15 protein-coding genes are annotated in these 17,251 nt (G+C 61.1%); 9 read left to right on the top strand and 6 right to left on the bottom strand.

The features are described 5' to 3' along the window. Position 1 precedes the first annotated feature (1 nt). The 4 genes from H0E82_RS04435 to H0E82_RS04450 all read right to left on the bottom strand — a co-directional run bounded on the left by H0E82_RS04435 (position 2) and on the right by H0E82_RS04450 (position 7,456). Entirely contained in the window at positions 2 to 1,489 is a 1,488-nt protein-coding gene (locus tag H0E82_RS04435) for an MFS transporter (RefSeq protein WP_219338405.1), read from the bottom strand. Positions 1,490 to 1,612: 123 nt separating this feature from the next. After that, positions 1,613 to 3,067 (bottom strand): efflux transporter outer membrane subunit, encoded by a 1,455-nt coding sequence (locus tag H0E82_RS04440; protein WP_180544195.1) that lies wholly within the window; start codon positions 3,065 to 3,067, stop codon positions 1,613 to 1,615. Then, the gene (locus H0E82_RS04445; RefSeq protein ID WP_180544197.1) at positions 3,064 to 6,213 is read right to left on the bottom strand and encodes an efflux RND transporter permease subunit; all 3,150 of its coding nucleotides are present in this window, start codon (positions 6,211 to 6,213) and stop codon (positions 3,064 to 3,066) included. The genes H0E82_RS04440 and H0E82_RS04445 overlap by 4 nt, the downstream gene beginning before the upstream one ends. Positions 6,214 to 6,280: 67 nt before the next feature. Beyond that, positions 6,281 to 7,456, bottom strand: coding sequence for an efflux RND transporter periplasmic adaptor subunit (locus H0E82_RS04450; RefSeq protein WP_180544199.1), 1,176 nt, complete (start codon positions 7,454 to 7,456; stop codon positions 6,281 to 6,283). Positions 7,457 to 7,608: 152 nt separating this feature from the next. On the opposite strand from H0E82_RS04450, the gene H0E82_RS04455 reads away from it, so the two are divergent. The 6 genes from H0E82_RS04455 (at position 7,609) to H0E82_RS04480 (ending at position 12,623) form a co-directional block, all read left to right on the top strand. Next, positions 7,609 to 8,184: a TetR family transcriptional regulator gene (locus H0E82_RS04455; protein ID WP_180544201.1), complete on the top strand. Its 576-nt coding sequence runs from the start codon at positions 7,609 to 7,611 to the stop codon at positions 8,182 to 8,184. A gap of 11 nt (positions 8,185 to 8,195) precedes the next feature. Then, positions 8,196 to 8,819, top strand: coding sequence for a TetR/AcrR family transcriptional regulator (locus H0E82_RS17040; protein ID WP_180544203.1), 624 nt, complete (start codon positions 8,196 to 8,198; stop codon positions 8,817 to 8,819). Between the two features lie 379 nt (positions 8,820 to 9,198). Continuing rightward, positions 9,199 to 9,765 carry a hypothetical protein gene (locus H0E82_RS04465; protein WP_180544205.1) on the top strand — a complete coding sequence of 189 codons (567 nt, stop codon included), beginning with the start codon at positions 9,199 to 9,201 and terminating at the stop codon, positions 9,763 to 9,765. 175 nt (positions 9,766 to 9,940) lie between these two features. Beyond that, entirely contained in the window at positions 9,941 to 11,263 is a 1,323-nt protein-coding gene (locus H0E82_RS04470) for a tryptophan--tRNA ligase (protein ID WP_180544207.1), read from the top strand. A 43-nt stretch (positions 11,264 to 11,306) separates the two neighbouring features. Further along, entirely contained in the window at positions 11,307 to 11,474 is a 168-nt protein-coding gene (locus tag H0E82_RS04475; protein ID WP_180544209.1) for a hypothetical protein, read from the top strand. A gap of 141 nt (positions 11,475 to 11,615) precedes the next feature. Then, a complete protein-coding gene (locus tag H0E82_RS04480) occupies positions 11,616 to 12,623 on the top strand; it encodes a zinc-dependent alcohol dehydrogenase family protein (protein WP_180544211.1) in 1,008 nt (335 codons plus the stop codon). A gap of 107 nt (positions 12,624 to 12,730) precedes the next feature. Here the strand turns inward: H0E82_RS04480 and H0E82_RS04485 are convergent, their stop codons facing one another. Together H0E82_RS04485 and H0E82_RS04490 are read right to left on the bottom strand one after the other, a co-directional pair. Continuing rightward, complete coding sequence (locus H0E82_RS04485) at positions 12,731 to 13,339, bottom strand: tyrosine-type recombinase/integrase (protein WP_180544213.1); 609 nt, start codon at positions 13,337 to 13,339, stop codon at positions 12,731 to 12,733. Between the two features lie 196 nt (positions 13,340 to 13,535). Beyond that, positions 13,536 to 14,114: a TetR/AcrR family transcriptional regulator gene (locus tag H0E82_RS04490; protein ID WP_180544214.1), complete on the bottom strand. Its 579-nt coding sequence runs from the start codon at positions 14,112 to 14,114 to the stop codon at positions 13,536 to 13,538. Positions 14,115 to 14,231: 117 nt separating this feature from the next. On the opposite strand from H0E82_RS04490, the gene H0E82_RS04495 reads away from it, so the two are divergent. From H0E82_RS04495 to H0E82_RS04505, 3 genes are all read left to right on the top strand, one after another. Then, the gene (locus H0E82_RS04495) at positions 14,232 to 15,338 is read left to right on the top strand and encodes an alpha/beta fold hydrolase (RefSeq protein WP_219338406.1); all 1,107 of its coding nucleotides are present in this window, start codon (positions 14,232 to 14,234) and stop codon (positions 15,336 to 15,338) included. A gap of 99 nt (positions 15,339 to 15,437) precedes the next feature. Continuing rightward, positions 15,438 to 16,430, top strand: a complete 993-nt coding sequence (locus tag H0E82_RS04500; RefSeq protein WP_180544216.1) for a hypothetical protein — start codon at positions 15,438 to 15,440, stop codon at positions 16,428 to 16,430. A 248-nt stretch (positions 16,431 to 16,678) separates the two neighbouring features. Beyond that, on the top strand, positions 16,679 to 17,179 hold the full coding sequence (locus H0E82_RS04505; RefSeq protein WP_180544218.1) for a nuclear transport factor 2 family protein: 501 nt from the start codon (positions 16,679 to 16,681) through the stop codon (positions 17,177 to 17,179). Positions 17,180 to 17,251 lie beyond the last annotated feature (72 nt).

Here is a 17,251-nt window from a genome sequence, read left to right on the forward strand (position 1 = left end):
CCTATCCGTCTCTCAAGGTTTCAGCAGGCCTGGGTTCTCGCAGCATCAAAACGACCAGAAGCGCCAGTGCAGCAATTACCCAAGCCGAGGCGACCAGCAGGCTGCCATGGGCCTCCATGAATGCAATCTTTCCTGCATCAATCAGGGCAGCAGACTCATCATCAGGAAGTCGCGAAGCCGCCAGGAAAGTTTCGCCGATTGAATCGGACGCCGTCGCAGGGATCTGTGTCGCAATCGCAGCCGGCACTTCGATCGCGCGCATATAAACGCTCGCTAGGAAAATGCCGAAGCCCGTGATACCAAATCCGGTGCCGAGCTCGTAGCTTGTGGCTTCAAGTGCGCCTGCCGACCCTGCCTTCTCGATCGGCGCGCTGCTCATGATCGCCACCGAAGATGCGGTGAGTCCTATGCTCAGGACGAGACCGAGCACAGCCAGCATGAAGATGATCTCGACGCCTGCATCATGCAGATCAGCCATGCCAAGACTCCCGACGGCGATCGCGGCAGCCAACAGGGAGCACGACGCAACCCAACGCAGGCCAGCAAGTCCAAGCAGGTATCCGCCAAGCGGCCCGCCCACGGCGGCTGCCACCATCAGAGGCAGCATGTAGATGCCCGCTTCCAGAGGCGTTTGGCCGAGCACGAACTGCAATTCCTGAGATAGCGTGAGTTCGACACCGGCCAGGGCGCCCATCACGACCAGGGCCATGATCACGCCCACGCGGATCGCCGGTATCGAAAGCAAGCTCACGTCCAGCATTGGGTCTGCTGCGCGCCGCTGCTTGACCACGAACACGGCCAGCAGCGCGGCGCCGACCAGCAGCAGTGCGCCTGACAGCGCCCACGAGGCGTCTGGCTTTGCGAACGACTTGAGCGCATAGACGCTAGCAAGCAGGCCAGCCATCAACATCAGCGCCTGTCCGATCGTCCAGCCCTTCTGTGACCCGACGGGTCGATGCGGCGCGCTCAGCACAACCAGCGGCCCCACCACGAGCAGGATGGGCACATTGACCAGAAACACCGATCCCCACCAGTAGTGCTCCAGCATGGCACCGCCAATCAGAGGTCCAAGTGCTGCGCCCGCTGAGCCGACCGAGCCCCAAAGGCCGAGCGCCAGAGCGCGTTCCTTATCGTCCTCGAAGGTCTGACGAATAATGGCCAGGATGCAGGGCATCACCATTGCCGAGCCCACTGCCATCGCGGCGCGCGCGCCGATCAGGAACTCGGCATTCGGTGAGAACGCACCTGCTAGCGAGCCCAACAGGAAGATCGTCAGGCCTACCGCCAGCAAGGTTCTATGACCGATCCGGTCGGCGAGCGTGCCCATGGGGATCAACAGACTGGCCATGACCAGCGGATAGATATCGATGATCCACAGCACTTCCGTCCCGGTGGCCGACAGGGCCTGGGTCAGGGAAGGAATCGCGATGTGCAGGATCGTCAGATCCACCACGATCGGCAGAAAGGCCAACATCACGGTGAGCAGCACGAACCATCGGTTCTTTGGTAGAGCGGGCATGGTCTTGAAGCTCTTGAGGGGGATCAGTGGTGGCAGCGCCAGCGCGTAGAAACGTTCTAGATAGAGGTGATATCGAAGCTGACGCGTGGCGCCTTATCCGCTCTGGTGACGCGTCGCCACTGCACCACCGGACACGGGGGCGTACCAGCGCCCGCCCATTGCACGAAACAGCTGCGTTAGCGCGATCTGCCGCTGGACCTCGACGTCGATCTCCTCGATCTGGGCGGCATACAGCGTCCGCTGTGCATCGAGATATCGCAGATAGCTGTCCAGACCCGCGCGGTACCTCGCCTCCGACAGACGGGCTGCAGTTGCACTGTTGCGGATCACTGCCGATAGCGCCTGGCGCTCAGTCTCCAAAGTTTCTCTTGCCGCGATAGCATCGGCGACTTCCTGGAACGCGACCTGGATGCTCTTTTCGTACTCAGCTACGGCGATGTCCTTTCTAGCCTCTGCCAGATTCAGATTCGCGCGGTTCCTGCCACCGCTGAAGATCGGCAGGGTGATCTGCGGGGAGAACGACCATACGCGCGTGTTGCTGCCGTAGAGCTCGGAGAACTCGGCGCTCGCGCTCCCTGCGGAACCGGTGAGCGCAATACGTGGGAAGAAGGCCGCCCGTGCAGCGCCAATGTCTGCGTTGCGCGCCTGAAGCCGGCGCTCAGCGGCCCGCACATCCGGGCGGCTAGCCAATAGTTCGGACGGAGCGCCAGGTTCGAGTTCTGCGACCACTGGTGCATCTGTCTCAAAGCCCGGCTTCAGTTCAGTCAGGGCGTCGCGCGTTCCGATCAATAGCACCAGTGCGTTGGTGGCCTGCCGGTATTGCCGGTCGAGACGAACCAGATCTGCCTTCGCCTGGTTGGCCAAGGTCTCCGCTTCCTCCTGTTCGAGAGCGCTCGCGACACCAGCGGTTCGACGAGCGGCGATGCGTTCGAATGCCTCACGACGTGTGTCGACAATCTCCTGCGTCAACATCAGTTGGCGAAACGCTCCCTCGCGAAGCAGGTATGCCCGTGCCACCTCCGATACTAGCGACACCTCAGCGCTACGAGCGGCTTCTTCGGTTGCCAGATACTCGTGCAGTGCCGCATCGGACAGGCTGCGAAGGCGCCCGAACAGGTCGAGCTCGAATGCCGCGAGTGCGACGCCGGACTGAAAGCTTTCCTGTACGCCGCCCACGCCTTCGAGGTTGCTGGCGGGCGAGAGGCGCTGACGAACGCCCGACGCCGTCGCATCGACCGCCGGTAGTTGATCGGACCGCTCGATCCGATACTGCGCCCGCGCAGCTTCGACGTTGAGCAACGCAGTGCGCAAATCACGGTTATTGCCGATCGCGACGTCGACGAACCGCCGCAGATCCTCGTCGATCACGAAGGCTCGCCACCCGTCCTGCTGCACCAACTGTGCGCCCCGGACGGGATCCATGACGGCTGGCCATTGGTCGGCGACGGGCGCCACGGGCCGCTGATACGGCGGCGCCATGGAGCAGGCAGCGATGAACATAGTGGTAGCCATTACGAGCGACGCACGGCGGTAGTTGCTTGCGCTCATGGCGCGTCCTCCTTTAGCGACACCGAAGACTCTTGTGTCGACTTGCCGCCCCGGTGCTTCGAGAACTTAGACATCACCCATACGTAGAAGATCGGGATGAAGAGCACGCCCAGGAACGTTGCTGCCAACATGCCGCCGATCACGCCCGTGCCGATCGCATTCTGGCTGGCGGCACCGGCGCCGGAAGCAAGCGTCAACGGCACAACGCCTAGAATGAAGGCAAGCGAGGTCATGATGATCGGACGGAAGCGCAGCTTCGCTGCTTCAAGCGCGGCGTTGATGATGCTGTGGCCCTGTGCATGCAGGTCCTTTGCGAACTCCACGATGAGGATCGCGTTCTTCGCAGCCAAGCCTATGATGGTGATCAGGCCGACCTTGAAGTAGACGTCGTTTGACATACCCACGAGCGTGACCGCTGCGACAGCACCGATCGCGCCGATAGGCACAATCAACATGACCGCAAACGGGATCGACCAGCTCTCATAGAGGGCAACGAGCAGCAGGAAGACCACGATCAAAGCAAGCCCGAGCAGAATCGGGGCCTGCGCGCCGGCAAACTTCTCCTGGAAGGACAGACCCGTCCACTCAAAACCGACACCCTCGGGAAGCTCCGCCGCAATTCGCTCCATTTCGGCGAGCGCATCGCCTGAGCTGTAGCCCGGCGCGGCATCGCCGGCAATCTTGAACGCGGGGTACCCGTTGTAGCGCGCGATCTGGATCGGGCCCACCTCCCACGACGTCTCGGTAAACGCCGTCAGCGGGACTTGCTCGCCGTTGCGATTGCGTACGTACAGATCGTTGAGCGATTCGGGGGTCATGCGGTACTGCACGTCGCCTTGCACCACCACCTTCTGCATGCGGCCCTGATTCACGAACTCGTTAACCATCGCCGAGCCGTAAGCGCTGGACAGCACGCTGGTGGCATTCTCGAAGCTCACGCCCAAGGTCTCAGCCTTCTCTCGATCGATGTCCAGCCGTAGCTGGGGTGCATCGTCGAGACCTTCGATCATCGCGTAGGCGATCGCTGGCGAGTCGTTGGCCTCAGCAAGCAGCTGGCCTACGGCGGCAGATAGTGCATCACGGCCAATTGCCGCGCGGTCCTGGATACGCATCGAGAAGCCGCCGGTGGTGCCAAGGCCGTCAACGGGCGGTGGGCTCACCGCCATCAGCGTTGCATCCTCGATTCCGGCGAAGAACTCGTTTGCAGCCGCCACTTCGACCTCGGTGGTTTCATCGCTGCCTCTCTCGGACCAGTCCTTGAGCGTGGGGAACGCAAGCGCCGCATTGGCGCCCGAGCCTGCAAAGCTGAAGCCGAAGATGACCGTGACTTCCTGCATGTTTGGCCGCGACGCCAGGTATTCACCCGCCTGCTCGGCGGCCGCGCGCGTTCGATTGAAGCTCGCGCCGGGGGGCAGTTGGATGTCCACCATCATGTAGCCCTCGTCCTCCATGGGGACGAATGCCTCAGGGAGACGCACGTAGGCAAAGCCCAGTACCACCAGCAGCGCGGCGTAGATCGCCATGTAGCGACCGGTGCGGCGCACCAGCTTGTTGTTCACTGCCATGTAGCGGCCGGAAACGGCCGAGAACTTGCGGTTGAACCAGCCGAAGAAGCCTTTTTTCTCAGCGTGGTGGCCTTTGGGGACCGGCTTCAGCAGCGTGGCGCACAGGGCGGGTGTCAGGGTCAGGGCAAGGAAGCCTGAGAACAAGATGGATACGGCGAGCGAGATCGAAAACTGCTGGTAGATGACGCCGACCGATCCGCTCATGAATGCCAGCGGTAGGAAGACAGCTGAGAGCACCAAGGTGATCCCTACAATTGCGCCGCCCACTTGCTGCATCGCCTTGATAGACGCGTCTTTAGGAGACAGCCCTTCCTCCGACATCAGGCGTTCGACGTTCTCTACGACCACGATCGCATCGTCGACCAGGATGCCGATCGCCAGCACCATGCCAAACATGGTCATCATGTTCACCGAGAAGCCAAGCAGCTTCATGACCGCCAGCGTGCCCAGCAGACAGATCGGGACCACGATGGTCGGGATCATCGTGTAGCGGAGGTTCTGCAAGAACAGCAGCATCACCAGGAACACCAGAGCGACTGCCTCGGCCAGCGTCAGCAGCACCTTTTTGATGGCGACGTCGACGAACTTCGCACTGTCAAAGCCCACCGTGTAGGTGATGTCTTCCGGAAACGTCTGCGAGAGCTCGTTTAGCCGCGCTTTGATCAGCTCGACGGTCTGCACAGCGTTGCCACCGGGAGCCAGCTGCACAGCCGCACTCGAGGACAACTTGCCGTTACTCGTCGTGGCGAAACTGTAGTCCTGAAGCCCCATCTCAAGGCGTGCCACATCGGACAAACGGACGAGCGAGCCGTCCTGCTGCGCGCGCAACACGATGTTGCCGAACTCTTCTGGCGACGACATAGATCCCTGTACCAGCAGACTTGCTGTGAGCTCCTGGCCTTCATCCGTTGGACTCAGGCCAAACGCGCCAGCCGGCACCTGGATGTTCTGGGCGGCAATTGCGTTGCTGACGTCCTGGATGGACAGGTCGTAGCCGACCAGGGCAATTGGATCTACCCAGACGCGCATTGCCGCCTCGGCGCCGAAGAACTGCACGCGGCCCACCCCGTTGATGCGGCGGATCTCGTTATTGACCACGCGCGCGGCGAGATCGTTGAGCCTCACCGCATCGGTGGAGTCCACGCCGTCCTTGTAGGTCAGCGTGTAGATCATCAGGAAGCCAGCCGTGGTCTGTTCGACCATTACGCCCGAACGCGTGACCTCGGGCGGAAGTCGAGGCTCGGCGTTCTTGAGTCTGTTCTGCACGTCGACCTGCGCCAGATCGGGATCGGTGCCTGGCTGGAAAGTGACAGTGATCTCAGCCGTCCCGTTCGAGCTGTTGGACTCGAAATACAGCATGTTCCGAGCGCCATTGAGCTCCTGCTCGATGATGCTGGTCACCGTGTCATTGACGACCTCCGCCGAGGCGCCGGGATATGAGGCATAGATTAGGACCTGAGGAGGCGCAACTTCGGGGTACTTTTCGACCGGCATGGACGGCAGCGCAAGCAAGCCGGCCAGACTGATGAAGATTGCGACGACCCAGGCAAAATTTGGGCGTTCAATGAAGAATCTGGACATGGGGGTTCCGTTTGCCCGCATCTTGCGAGCGAGGTGGAGCTCTATGGCGCGACATGCGCCCGGTCAATTACGGGTTGGCGTCGCTACTGGCCGGCGCGAGGACAGCTGCCTCTTCGCCAGATCCTTGTGGCAGCTGCATACCGGGCTGCACCTTTGCAACGCCCGAAGCCACGATCTGTTCGCCAGCTTGAAGCCCACTGAGCACCTGCCATTGGCCGTTGTGCATACGTCCCGTCTCCACAGACCGCGCGACGACAGTGCGCTGGGCATCAACCACCATCACGCCTGCGCTACCGTCGGGATTTCTGACCACTGCACGCTGCGGGACGGTGATAATTTGTTGTGGCTGTGTGTGCGCGGTGCTAACCCGCACGAACATGCCCGGAAGCAGCATCCCGTCGGCATTGTCGAACTGACCGCGCATCGCAATGCGTCCGGTGTCGGGCTCGACAGTGATATCGGAGAACAGCAGTTCTCCAGAACGCGTCTCGCCAATTTCCGGGATTTCAATTGTCATCGCCAGCTTGGGACTGGCTGCATCACCTGCTGCCTTCGCAGCTGCACGCAAACGCAAGGCATCACCCACCGGCTGGCTGAAATCCGCGTAGACAGGATCGAGCTGCTGGATCAGGGCCATCGGGGTGCTGCCGTCCTGCCCAACCAGCGCACCTTCCGTGACCAAAGCTCGGCCGATGCGACCTGCAATGGGTGCCCTTACCGTCGCGTGCGACAACTGGATCTGGGCACTCTCGACCGCGGCCTGACCCGAGCGCAGACCTGCGCGCGCCGTCTGCACACGCGTCTGCGCGACGTCGAAGTCTTGTCGGCTGATGGCCTCCACCTCGACGAGGGGCTGCAATCTGCTCGCCTGTGCTTGCGCTTCCTTCAGTTCGGCTTCGGCCTTCGCAAGCGCACCCTGCGCCTCCGAAAGCTGTGCTTGGAAGGGCGAAGGGTCAATTCGGAACAGCACCTGCCCTGCTTGCACATCCATGCCTTCCTCAAACTCCCGCTTGAGGACGATGCCAGCCACTCGCGACCTAACCTCAGCGACTCGCACCGGTGAAATGCGGCCAGGGCGGGATTCCGCAGCTGCTGCAGGCCCGGCTTGAACGGTCACCACCTCCACTGGTGGTGGTGGTGCCTCTTCATGGGCGGTTTCATTCTCGCCGCTTGCGCCGCACGCGCTAAGCAGCGCAACCGAAGCGAGGCAAAGCCCCGCAGGCCAACCCGTTGACACCTTCATCCGACCAATTCCAAAGCGCGGCTTCCGCCACAGAAGCGCACATGCTATCTAGTTGTATAGATTGAATCAACAATGATTCATTGGAGCTTTCCGTTACTCACGTGATACAGTGCCTGCTTACAGTCATCACCAGTCGACTCAGTGGAAGATCAATGGCTCTAACCGACGACGACCTCTTGCAACCGATCGCTGCTGCGCTTGCCCTCAGGCCGCGCAGCAGCCTCCAGGAACTCGCAAAGGCGGCCGGTATCAGCAGAGCAACGCTCTACCGGTTTGCTTCGACCCGTGAACAACTTCTCACCCAGTTGTCGAAACATGCGGTCGACATGATGCAGAGCGCACTCAATGGCGCTGAGCTCGACCGCGGCGATCCCCGTCAGGCGCTCGATCGTGTCACTGACGCTTTTCTACGCAACCGAGATCTGTACAGTTTCTTTTTCACACATATCTGGGAAGAGGCAATCAAGCGAGGGGATGTCAACTACGTTCCGCCAGAATGGATGTTCTTCGAAGAATCAATGGACGCCTTCTTCCTCAGGTGTCAACGAGAGAATTTCTTGCGATTTGATATGCCCGCGACGTGGTTGAACGAGGTTTACGGCGCCATCCTTTACGGTGCGGCGCGTGCAATCAGCCTTGGACGCGTTGCTCCGGCGAGCGCCCACCAGTTCGTGATGGATTCCTTCTTGCGAGGGGTGAGCGCTGATTCAATGGCCAAGAGAACGTAGGGTTCTGAGCGATGAGCGGATCGACAACGCGTGTCGAGCGGGCAGATGGAGTCTTACGAAGGCGAAACAGTAGACGCCTCATACTCGCAGCTGCGGTCGCCGTTCTCGATTCTGAGGGGCCGTCGGGCATCACGTTCGACGCGGTTTCTTCCGAAAGCGGAATCACAAGACAAGGAGTTCTCTACCACTTTCCGACGCGCGACCACCTCATTGCTGCTTTACATGAGTATCTCGCCTTCCTCTGGAAAGAAGATCTTGAATGCAACGTCCCAAGCCCCTCGCCTCCGCACAATCCGTCGACCTGCTATCGGGCATATGTACAAGCTTGCGCGCACGAGCGCTCGGTGCATCGACTGCATTTCATGTTGAGTGGATGGTCATCACCGGCGTTCGCGAAGCACTGGCTAAGAGTGTCCGAATATTGGGCGCCGCCTCAACCACTTGACGACTGCGACGGTGGGGCAATCCGAAACTTCGTCGGTCGATTAGCTGCTGAGGGACTGCATGTGCATCTGTCTTTGGCCGATATCCGCCTGTCGTCAAAGGTTTTTGAAGCACTGATTGCCTCAATCCTGGACCTAGTTGCCCCAGTCGCGTCCGAGGGCCACGCTTCCACTTCCTCTGAGCATGTTTGACCACAACTGACATGACCTCATCGATAGTTAGGTCTGATCAAGCACATCGCCCTTAAGCCGTCGATCCGCCCAACTGTCGGGCCCGCGGCCAATACCAATAGACAGCACCTCTAGAGGACTACTCTGTGGAGTTCGTACTTCGAGATGTTCTATACATCGCATCCTTCATCGCACTTGGAGTCACCGTCTTTTGGCTCTTCAAAAGAGTGCGCCGAAATCGCAGGCATCGTCGGATGCACGCGCCCAAGACGAGGTGACTTATGCCCCTCAACAACGCAATTGCTTCCAGGGGCGAGGACAGGCGCTACAGCCGATGCAGCGAAGATCGCTCGAACTCTACTTCGTGTGCGCGCCGATCTGCAGTACATGAGCGAAGAAAGTGCAGCTTCCGTTCGAACTGATACGCGTCGGTGACAGGGTTTCCGTGACGCCGGTCTTAGCGCACGAAACAGATCGGATCTGGCGATATGGGGCTTTGATAGCTGATTTAGAGAACAAGGGGCGGCGCGTTATGACGACGAGTGACTTGTCGCGTGTGACCTCGCTCTTTATGTTGCAGGGCCATATCCTTCAATCCGTCAGGGGAGGCCTCGTCTCAAACCTGCGACTGTTCCTCACGATGGAAGAGCTTCGCCTCCCGTCGAGCCGTGCGTCATTCGATGCACAGTTCCGTGCCATGGCTATAGACAGGACCGAGTATGCCGGCAGATCCTGGTCACGCGTCGATTACCTCTCGGAGCGAAAGAACAAAATTCGTCTGCTGGCCTTTCACCTCGGCCTGCGCCCGCTAGTTCAGACGTATCGCCGCCATGTAAGCGGTTGCCGGGACGAATACCTCCAGTTCTGGTGGAGTCGAGGCATCTCTGGAGGAACCTTGCGTTGCTATCTAGGATTCGAGCTTGGTGATGCTGAGTTTTCCATCCTTTCAGTTAATACAACAGAATGAGTCCCATATGAAGCGGCGCTCTGTGCAGGTAACTGGATAGTTTTATTTTAATAAAGAGCACGCTCTTAGACAGTGTCAGGAAACGGCTGTTACCACATCACAACCGGATGAAGTTCTATATAGTCCAGGCGATTTACCCTTGCACTTAGGCGAACTTCAATGCTTAGAGCACTAGATGACTAAACGGCCTTTGCGTGTCCTGACTGGCATCAAGCCATCAGGCATTCCCCACATCGGCAACTACGTCGGCGCCCTGCGCCCCGCAGTGGCCGCTAGCCAAACGGAGGATACGGAAAGCTTCTTTTTTCTGGCCGACCTCCATAGTTTGGTAAACACCCATGATCCAACACGTATCCAACGTTCGACGCTGGAGATCGCGGCGACGTGGCTCGCGGCCGGGCTCGACCCGTCGAAGGTGTGGTTCTACCGACAGAGTGACGTGCCGGAAACGACCGAGCTGATGTGGCTGCTGACCTGCGTCGCCGGCAAGGGCATCCTCAATCGCGCGCACGCGTACAAGGCCGCGGTCGACAAGAACCGCGCGGACGGCGAGGACGACGACGCCGCGGTGACCGCGGGCCTCTTCATGTATCCGGTGCTGATGGCCGCCGACATCCTGATCTTCAACGCCGACCGCGTGCCGGTGGGCCGCGACCAGATCCAGCACATCGAGATGGCGCGCGATTTCGCGCAGCGCTTCAACCACGTCTACGGCCGCGATTGGTTCAACCTGCCCGAAGCGGTGATCGACGACAACGTAGCCACGCTGCCGGGTCTCGACGGCCGCAAGATGAGCAAGAGCTACGACAACACCATTCCGCTGTTCGTGCCGCAGGCGCAGCTGAAGAAACTGGTGTTCTCGATCCTCACCGATTCGAAGATGCCCGGCGAAGCGAAGTCGATCGACGGCTCGGCGCTGTTCCAGCTCTACCAGGCGTTCGCGACGCCGGACGAGAACGCGGGCTTCGCCGCGGCGTTCGCGGATGGCATCGGCTGGGGCGATGCCAAGCAGCAGCTGTTCGATGTCGTCGAGCGCGAGATCGCACCGATGCGCGAACGCTATGAGGACCTGATCGCACGACCAGCCGACATCGAGGACGTGCTGCGCGACGGCGGACGTCGTCTGCGCGAACGTTATGCGATGCCGTTGCTCGCGCAGCTGCGCGAGGCCGTCGGCCTGCGCGATCTCGGCCGCGCGGTGACGACCGCGGCGGATGCGCCGGGCGGCACACGCGCCGCGCCGCCGATGTTCAAGCAGTACCGCGAGGCGGATGGCCGGTTCCACTTCAAGTTCGTCAACGGCGAGCGCGTGCTGCTGCAGAGCCACGCCTTCGATGCGCCTCGCGATGCGGGGCAGACCATCGCGCGGCTGCGCCGCGGCGAACTCTCGATTGCCGATGCACCCGCGTCGCTCGGCGAGGGCGTCGATGCCGCAATGGTGCGGACCGCGCTCGATGCGCTGGCAGAGGCCGACGCCACGAAGGAGACGGCCTCATGAATCCGGTGATCGAACTCAATCTGGCGCTGCTGTTGTTCGTGCCGTGGTTCCTGTCCTCGGCGTGCTGTTCTGCGTGTATCCGAAGACGCCGCGAGGCGCCCGCCGCGTGGTGTTCGATCTGGTCAGCCTGGCGCTCGCGGTGATCGCGTTCCTGGTGTCGATCCACTGGGCGCAGGGCGTCGCCGATCGCAGCACTCTTGTAGCGGCTTGAATCTTCCCACTACGCTGTGAACGAGGAGCCGCCCCGCCAAGGCTTGCTGTGGAAGCTCGGACTTGTCTTGGCGGCAATTATCATGCGAGCGCCTCATCGATAGATTCACGGTAACTCTGCATCTGGTTGATAGGAGACAGTATGAAAGTAGCAACGGTGAGTGCACCTGGAGGCTTGGATCTACTCGCTATCAGCGATCGTCCGGACCCGGGCAACCCGGGTCCAGGAGAGATACGCGTAGCTCTGCACGCTAGTTCGCTCAATTTCCACGATCTCGCAGTAGTTAATGGTTGGATTCCCTCAGAGGACGGGCGCATCCCGATGGCAGACGGTGCCGGCATCGTGGAGAGCGTGGGCCACGGAGTCACCGAGTTTTCTCCCGGCGAGATGGTGATTTCGTGTTTCTTTCCCAACTGGCTGACCGGGGAGCCAGTGATCGGCGACTTCAGCTACACCCCGGGGGACGGGATCGACGGGTTTGCTCAGGAGCATGTCGTCCTGCCCGCCACTGCCTTCACGCGAGCGCCTCGCGGCTATGACGTGGTGGAGTCTGCAACGATCCCTACAGCAGGACTGACCGCTTGGCGCGCACTCGTAGTGGAAGGAAAAATCAAAGCAGGTGACTCCGTGCTGTTGCTCGGCACTGGCGGCGTGTCCATCTGGGCCTTGCAAATCGCAAAGCTGATGGGTGCAACAGTCGCAATCACTTCTTCCTCTGGCGAAAAACTCGAGCGTGCGAAACAACTCGGAGCCGACTTTCTGGTGAACTACCGAGAAGATCCCCAGTGGGGTCGCACTGTCTTCGGCTGGACGGGCGGACGCGGTATCGATCACGTCGTTGAGGTAGGCGGGCCCGGAACACTCGCTCAGTCGATTGAGGCGGTGCGTCTCGGCGGAAGCATCTCCCTAATCGGCGTGCTCACAGGCAACATCGGCGAGGTTCCCACCGCAGCCCTGATGGCGAAGCAGGCGTGCCTAAAAGGCATCATTGTGGGCAGCCGCAGTCATCAACAGGATTTTGTCCGTGCGCTGGACACTGCAGAGATGCGGCCCGTCGTTGATCGGCGCTTTCCACTCGAGCAGTTGAGTGACGCGTTCGCCTATGAGATGAGCGCCCAGCATTTCGGCAAGATCGGCATCGAGTGGTGAAGCGCAGGTAGGCCGTGTCCGTTACCACAATTGCCGGTGACGGAGGGCATTCACGGCTGGTCCGGATGGCGACGGCCGGACCGTCCGCTTCTGGCCGCTCAGTCGACTTATGCCTCCGTTTGCTCTGCCATCTCCAAAGCATCCTCAATCTCAACTCCAAGATACCTCACCGTGCTCTCGAGCTTGGTGTGACCTAGGAGGATCTGGACAGCGCGCAGATTCCTGGTGCGCCGGTAGATGAGCGACGCCTTTGTCCGACGCATGCTGTGAGTTCCATACGCATGTCGGTCGAGCCCGATATCGCTAACCCACCTGGAGACGATCCGCGCGTACTGCCTAGTAGAGAGGTGGGTGGCCTGGCGCGATCGCCCCGGGAATAGGTGAGAGCCAGATGTTAGCTGAGCTTGGCGTGCCCACTCCGCGACAGAGATTCTGGTCATGTCAGTCAGTTCGAATTGGACGGGCCGACCGGTCTTCCGCTGAAGCACGATTGCGCGCCTGGCGATTGCTGTACCGTGGGTCACGTCTCTAAGCCGAAGGCTGACGAGGTCGCAGCCCCGCAGTTTGGAATCAATCGCCAAGTTGAACAGCGCCAAGTCACGGACGCTCTTGCTCAGTTGCAGCCGAACACGGATGGACCAGATGTCGCTAAGCCTGAGGGGGGCTTTCTGGCCCACCAGCTTTCCCTTGTTCCACGGCTCACGTTGAGATGGCATGGGCTTCTCCTTGGTTGGAGACCCCACAGTGTCAGTCGGTACGGAGCGTCAATGCGGGTCCGCTTCCGGCCAGAAGCAGACGTGATTCGAACGGGGATCGCGGTATTCCCACTATTCTAAGTGCGCAGTGGTACTCCGGTCGATGTGCTTCAAAGCACTTGGTACAAAGAGCAACATGGCATTGGCTCGGCTCACCTCACCGCCGCGAGATGATCCAAGTAACGATCAATGAAACGAGGTCGTCGACCGCGTCTTCCATGACGATCCGTTCTTCGGTCACCTCATTCGATATGGCTTCCATCGACGCGATCAAGCCGATACAGCGACGCTGCACAGCCGTTGGATCGAGGCCCGAGAACGGTTGCAGGGCGTTCGCATAGAAGGCGGCGTGATCCTCCCGCATCTCCCGCTGGTAGGCATCCATCATCGCGTCACCTCGCAAGGCGGCGCCGATCGCGTGCCATTCCGAACCGATCGTCGCCGCACACTCCAGATAGGCCTGCGCCAGAAGCCGGACAATCGTCCCGGGCTCCTGCGGAGCATCTTCGAGCGCCTTGGCGAGTGCGCTGACCTGACGATCCATGGCGTCCTTGTAGAGCGCCATCATCAGGCCGGATCGGGTCTCGAAATGACTGTAAGCGATCGGCTTACTGACGCCCGCCTGTTCTGCCAGCAGTCCAAGCGTCAACGCGTCCGTCCCCTGCTCGCGAACGATGTCAAACGCCGTTTCCAGGAGCTGAGCGCGACGTTCGGCTCTCGGCAGCTTCTTTGTCACCCGGCACTCCTCACTTGACCTTTGTGTTTTCTAAGTTACGATAAGTAACTTACTAAACGAAACGATGCGCGCAGGTTAGCGGAAACGCCTGTGCCATCGCAACCAAGGAGAGTCAACGTGTCCATCGTGCGTCGAATTTTGTCGAGTGGTCTTGTGGCCTTATCGCTTGGCGCAGCCAGCCCTGCCTGGGCGGACGCGTCCCCTATGCCGGCCGCAATCGCAGTGCCGACCAACGGGATAGAGCTGAATGTCCATGAGGCCGGAACCGGACCCGTTGTTGTGCTGCTGCATGGTTTTCCGGGTCTCGCCTATACGTGGCGGCACCAGATCCCGGCGCTCGTGGCCGCCGGATACCGTGTGGTCGTTCCCGATCTACGCGGTTACGGCGCAAGTGACATGCCGCCCGACGTCGAGGACTACGATATTGCCGAGCTGACCGGCGATCTGGTGGGCCTGCTCGACCGTGTGGGCGCGCGCGAGGCGGTGTTCGTTGGCCATGATTTTGGTGGCTTGCTCGCTTGGCAGATGGCGCTTCTGCATCGCGACCGGGTGGCGGGTGTGATCTCTATGAACACCCCGCACGTGCCGCACTGGGGCCTCTGGCTCCATCCCGAAATCGCCGGTCCCGCGCTGGAGGAAGGCGAGACCTTCGTCGCCGATCCAGGTGTGGATCCGATCGCGCAGATGCGTGAGGTCTACAGCCCGGACATGTACGTGCTGATGTTCGTGAGCGGCGATGAAGCCGACCGCGCCATGGACGCAGATCCCCGGGCTACGATCCGCTCGGCCTATCGCAAGGACCTCATGCGCGCCTCCGAATGGGACGCGCTGCCCGCGTTCGCCACCAATATGGAGTACTACGGCAAGCCGATTCCTGCCGAACTACCCGGCAAGGACGTGCTCAGCGACGACGAACTCGACGTCTACGCGCGCAGCTTCGCAAGGACCGGGTTTACGCCGGCGATCAACTGGTATCGCAATATTTCACGAAACTGGAAAGCCGGGCTTGAGATCGATCAGCAAGTCCGCGTACCGGCATTGATGATCTCGGCTGAGCACGACGTCGTCCTCAGACCCGCCATGACCCGGGGGATGGCCGACTACGTTCCCGACCTCGAGACCCACGTCATTCCGGATGCCTGGCACTGGACTCCGGAAGAGAAGCCCGATGCGGTCAATCGGCTGGCGATCGACTGGCTGCAGCGCCACTACCCGCCGCGCTGAATCAATTCTGATCCGACAACCCACGTGCTTTCGACCTGCAGGTTCCGCCGCACGGGTGGAACCCAACTGCAGGCGGGCAAACACACACAGGAGAGTGCGATGCAAGATCCAGTTCTATTCGCCGGAGGAACCGGCATCGTCGGCAGCGAGGCGGTCAAGGCGTTCCGCAAACGTCATTCCGGAACGCCGATTCTGATTGGTGGGCGCAATCTGGCGCGGGCGCATGCCTTCGCGCTCGAGATCGACAACGCTGTTGCCGTCCAGATCGACAACAACCAGCCGCGACTGGGCCTGGCCGAGAACGACCGCATAGGCGCAGTCGTGATGATGGCGCCGGACGAGGGGCTGAACGGCCTTGCATACGCCCAGGATCTTTGCGTTCCCTACCTCAGCATGGGCAACTGGCTGGTGGAGGTTGGCGCCGAGATGGCACATGTCATTCGCCGTCCGAATGCCAGTCCCGTTGTCCTAGCCAGTCACTGGCATGGGGGCCCGGCCGTCTTCCTGACGGAACTGGCAACTGTGGACATGGACATCGTCCATTCTGTGTCGGTCGCGGCGGTCGTCGACGACCTCGACCCGACGGGTCCCGCCGCGATGGCCGACATGGAGCGCGGCTCCGAAGGCGGATCCGGCGTCTGGGCCTTCGAAGGGGGGCATCGTGTCTGGCTGACAGGGGCTGCGGCGTCCCGGGAGTTCCGGTCGCTCGACGGTCGATTGCTGAAGGGAAGCGCTTTTGCTCCCTACGACATTGCCAGCCTCCAGGCGATGACCCGCGCACGATCGGTTCGCTTCGATCTCGCGATGGCCGACTCGTCCAGTCGGCGCAGGGGAGCAGGCGTTGCGACCGAACTGATCGTAGAAATCGAGGGAGAGCTGCGCGGCAGCCCAAGCCAGCGACGTGTCACGCTGGAGTTCGGCAAAGGACAGGCGGCACTCACAGGGCTCAGTGTCGCGCTCGCACTTTCGACAGCGCTCGGCCTCGAAGGCAAGGACGCATCCCCGCCCGGCCTGTACTTCCCTGAGCAACTCATGGACGCCCACTGGTTCCTTGCCGAACTGAGGGCCGAAGGCGCCATCGGCGACCTCTAGCAGTGCGCACCGCCGGCAGACATAGCGCGACTGACCGGCGGCCGCTCTTCTCGAAACACCGAACAGGTTCTGACCGCGTCTTCCGACGTGCATGGCCAGTGAGGTTCGCCGATACCGGACAGCACGCTCAGGAAACTGCGCTGACCTTTGAGGCGCCTGCGTGCCACTCCCGGAACAAGCTTGATCGACCTTCCATTACCGGGGGCCCCGGAGGCCGCGGACATCCACATACTCCACGACGACCCGTTATGACACCCACCACGCAGCGCCACCTTCAGAGCGCGAAGGCCTACTTGGAACGAGAGGGTCGCGGCGATCTCACCGTCGTCGATGAACTCATGTCCGAAGACATCGTGATGACCATCGTGTCGGGCCGCTCGCCGCACACCGTGCACGCCATTCCCTGGGGCGGCGTACATCGCGGCCGTGAAGCAGCGAAGAACTTCCTTCGTCGACTGCTTGCGGGACAGATCAGCAGCGTGGACAAGATCGACCGTTGGGTTGCAGACGAGGACACCGTTGTGGCATTCGCAATGCAGCAGGCCAGTAGCCCGATAACAGGTCGATCAGGCGAGTGGGAACTGGCCATCCGCTTCGACTTCGAAGGCGACCTCATTTCGCACTACTGGGTGTACGAGGACAGCTTCTCAGCCGTCGTGATGCACAGCGTCGGCGGTGAGCTCCTGATGCGCGATTCGGAGGGCACCCGGTCGGCGCCTGTAGATGCGCACATCACATCGACGCCATAAGAAGGTATCGAGTCAGGCAACGTTCGCGCTGTGAACGCGTGGCCGTCCCGCACACGCCGACCCGCCGCCGCG

Source organism: Luteimonas deserti (assembly GCF_013425765.1).
Taxonomy (GTDB): Bacteria; Pseudomonadota; Gammaproteobacteria; order Xanthomonadales; family Xanthomonadaceae; genus Luteimonas; species Luteimonas deserti.

Coding starts and splice junctions, on each gene's coding strand:
- H0E82_RS04440 (WP_180544195.1), bottom strand. CDS start 3,067: ATGAGCGCAAGCAACTACCGCCGTGCGTCGCTCGTAATGGCTACCACT.
- H0E82_RS04445 (WP_180544197.1), bottom strand. CDS start 6,213: ATGTCCAGATTCTTCATTGAACGCCCAAATTTTGCCTGGGTCGTCGCA.
- H0E82_RS04450 (WP_180544199.1), bottom strand. CDS start 7,456: ATGAAGGTGTCAACGGGTTGGCCTGCGGGGCTTTGCCTCGCTTCGGTT.
- H0E82_RS04455 (WP_180544201.1), top strand. CDS start 7,609: ATGGCTCTAACCGACGACGACCTCTTGCAACCGATCGCTGCTGCGCTT.
- H0E82_RS17040 (WP_180544203.1), top strand. CDS start 8,196: ATGAGCGGATCGACAACGCGTGTCGAGCGGGCAGATGGAGTCTTACGA.
- H0E82_RS04470 (WP_180544207.1), top strand. CDS start 9,941: ATGACTAAACGGCCTTTGCGTGTCCTGACTGGCATCAAGCCATCAGGC.
- H0E82_RS04480 (WP_180544211.1), top strand. CDS start 11,616: ATGAAAGTAGCAACGGTGAGTGCACCTGGAGGCTTGGATCTACTCGCT.
- H0E82_RS04485 (WP_180544213.1), bottom strand. CDS start 13,339: ATGCCATCTCAACGTGAGCCGTGGAACAAGGGAAAGCTGGTGGGCCAG.
- H0E82_RS04500 (WP_180544216.1), top strand. CDS start 15,438: ATGCAAGATCCAGTTCTATTCGCCGGAGGAACCGGCATCGTCGGCAGC.
- H0E82_RS04505 (WP_180544218.1), top strand. CDS start 16,679: ATGACACCCACCACGCAGCGCCACCTTCAGAGCGCGAAGGCCTACTTG.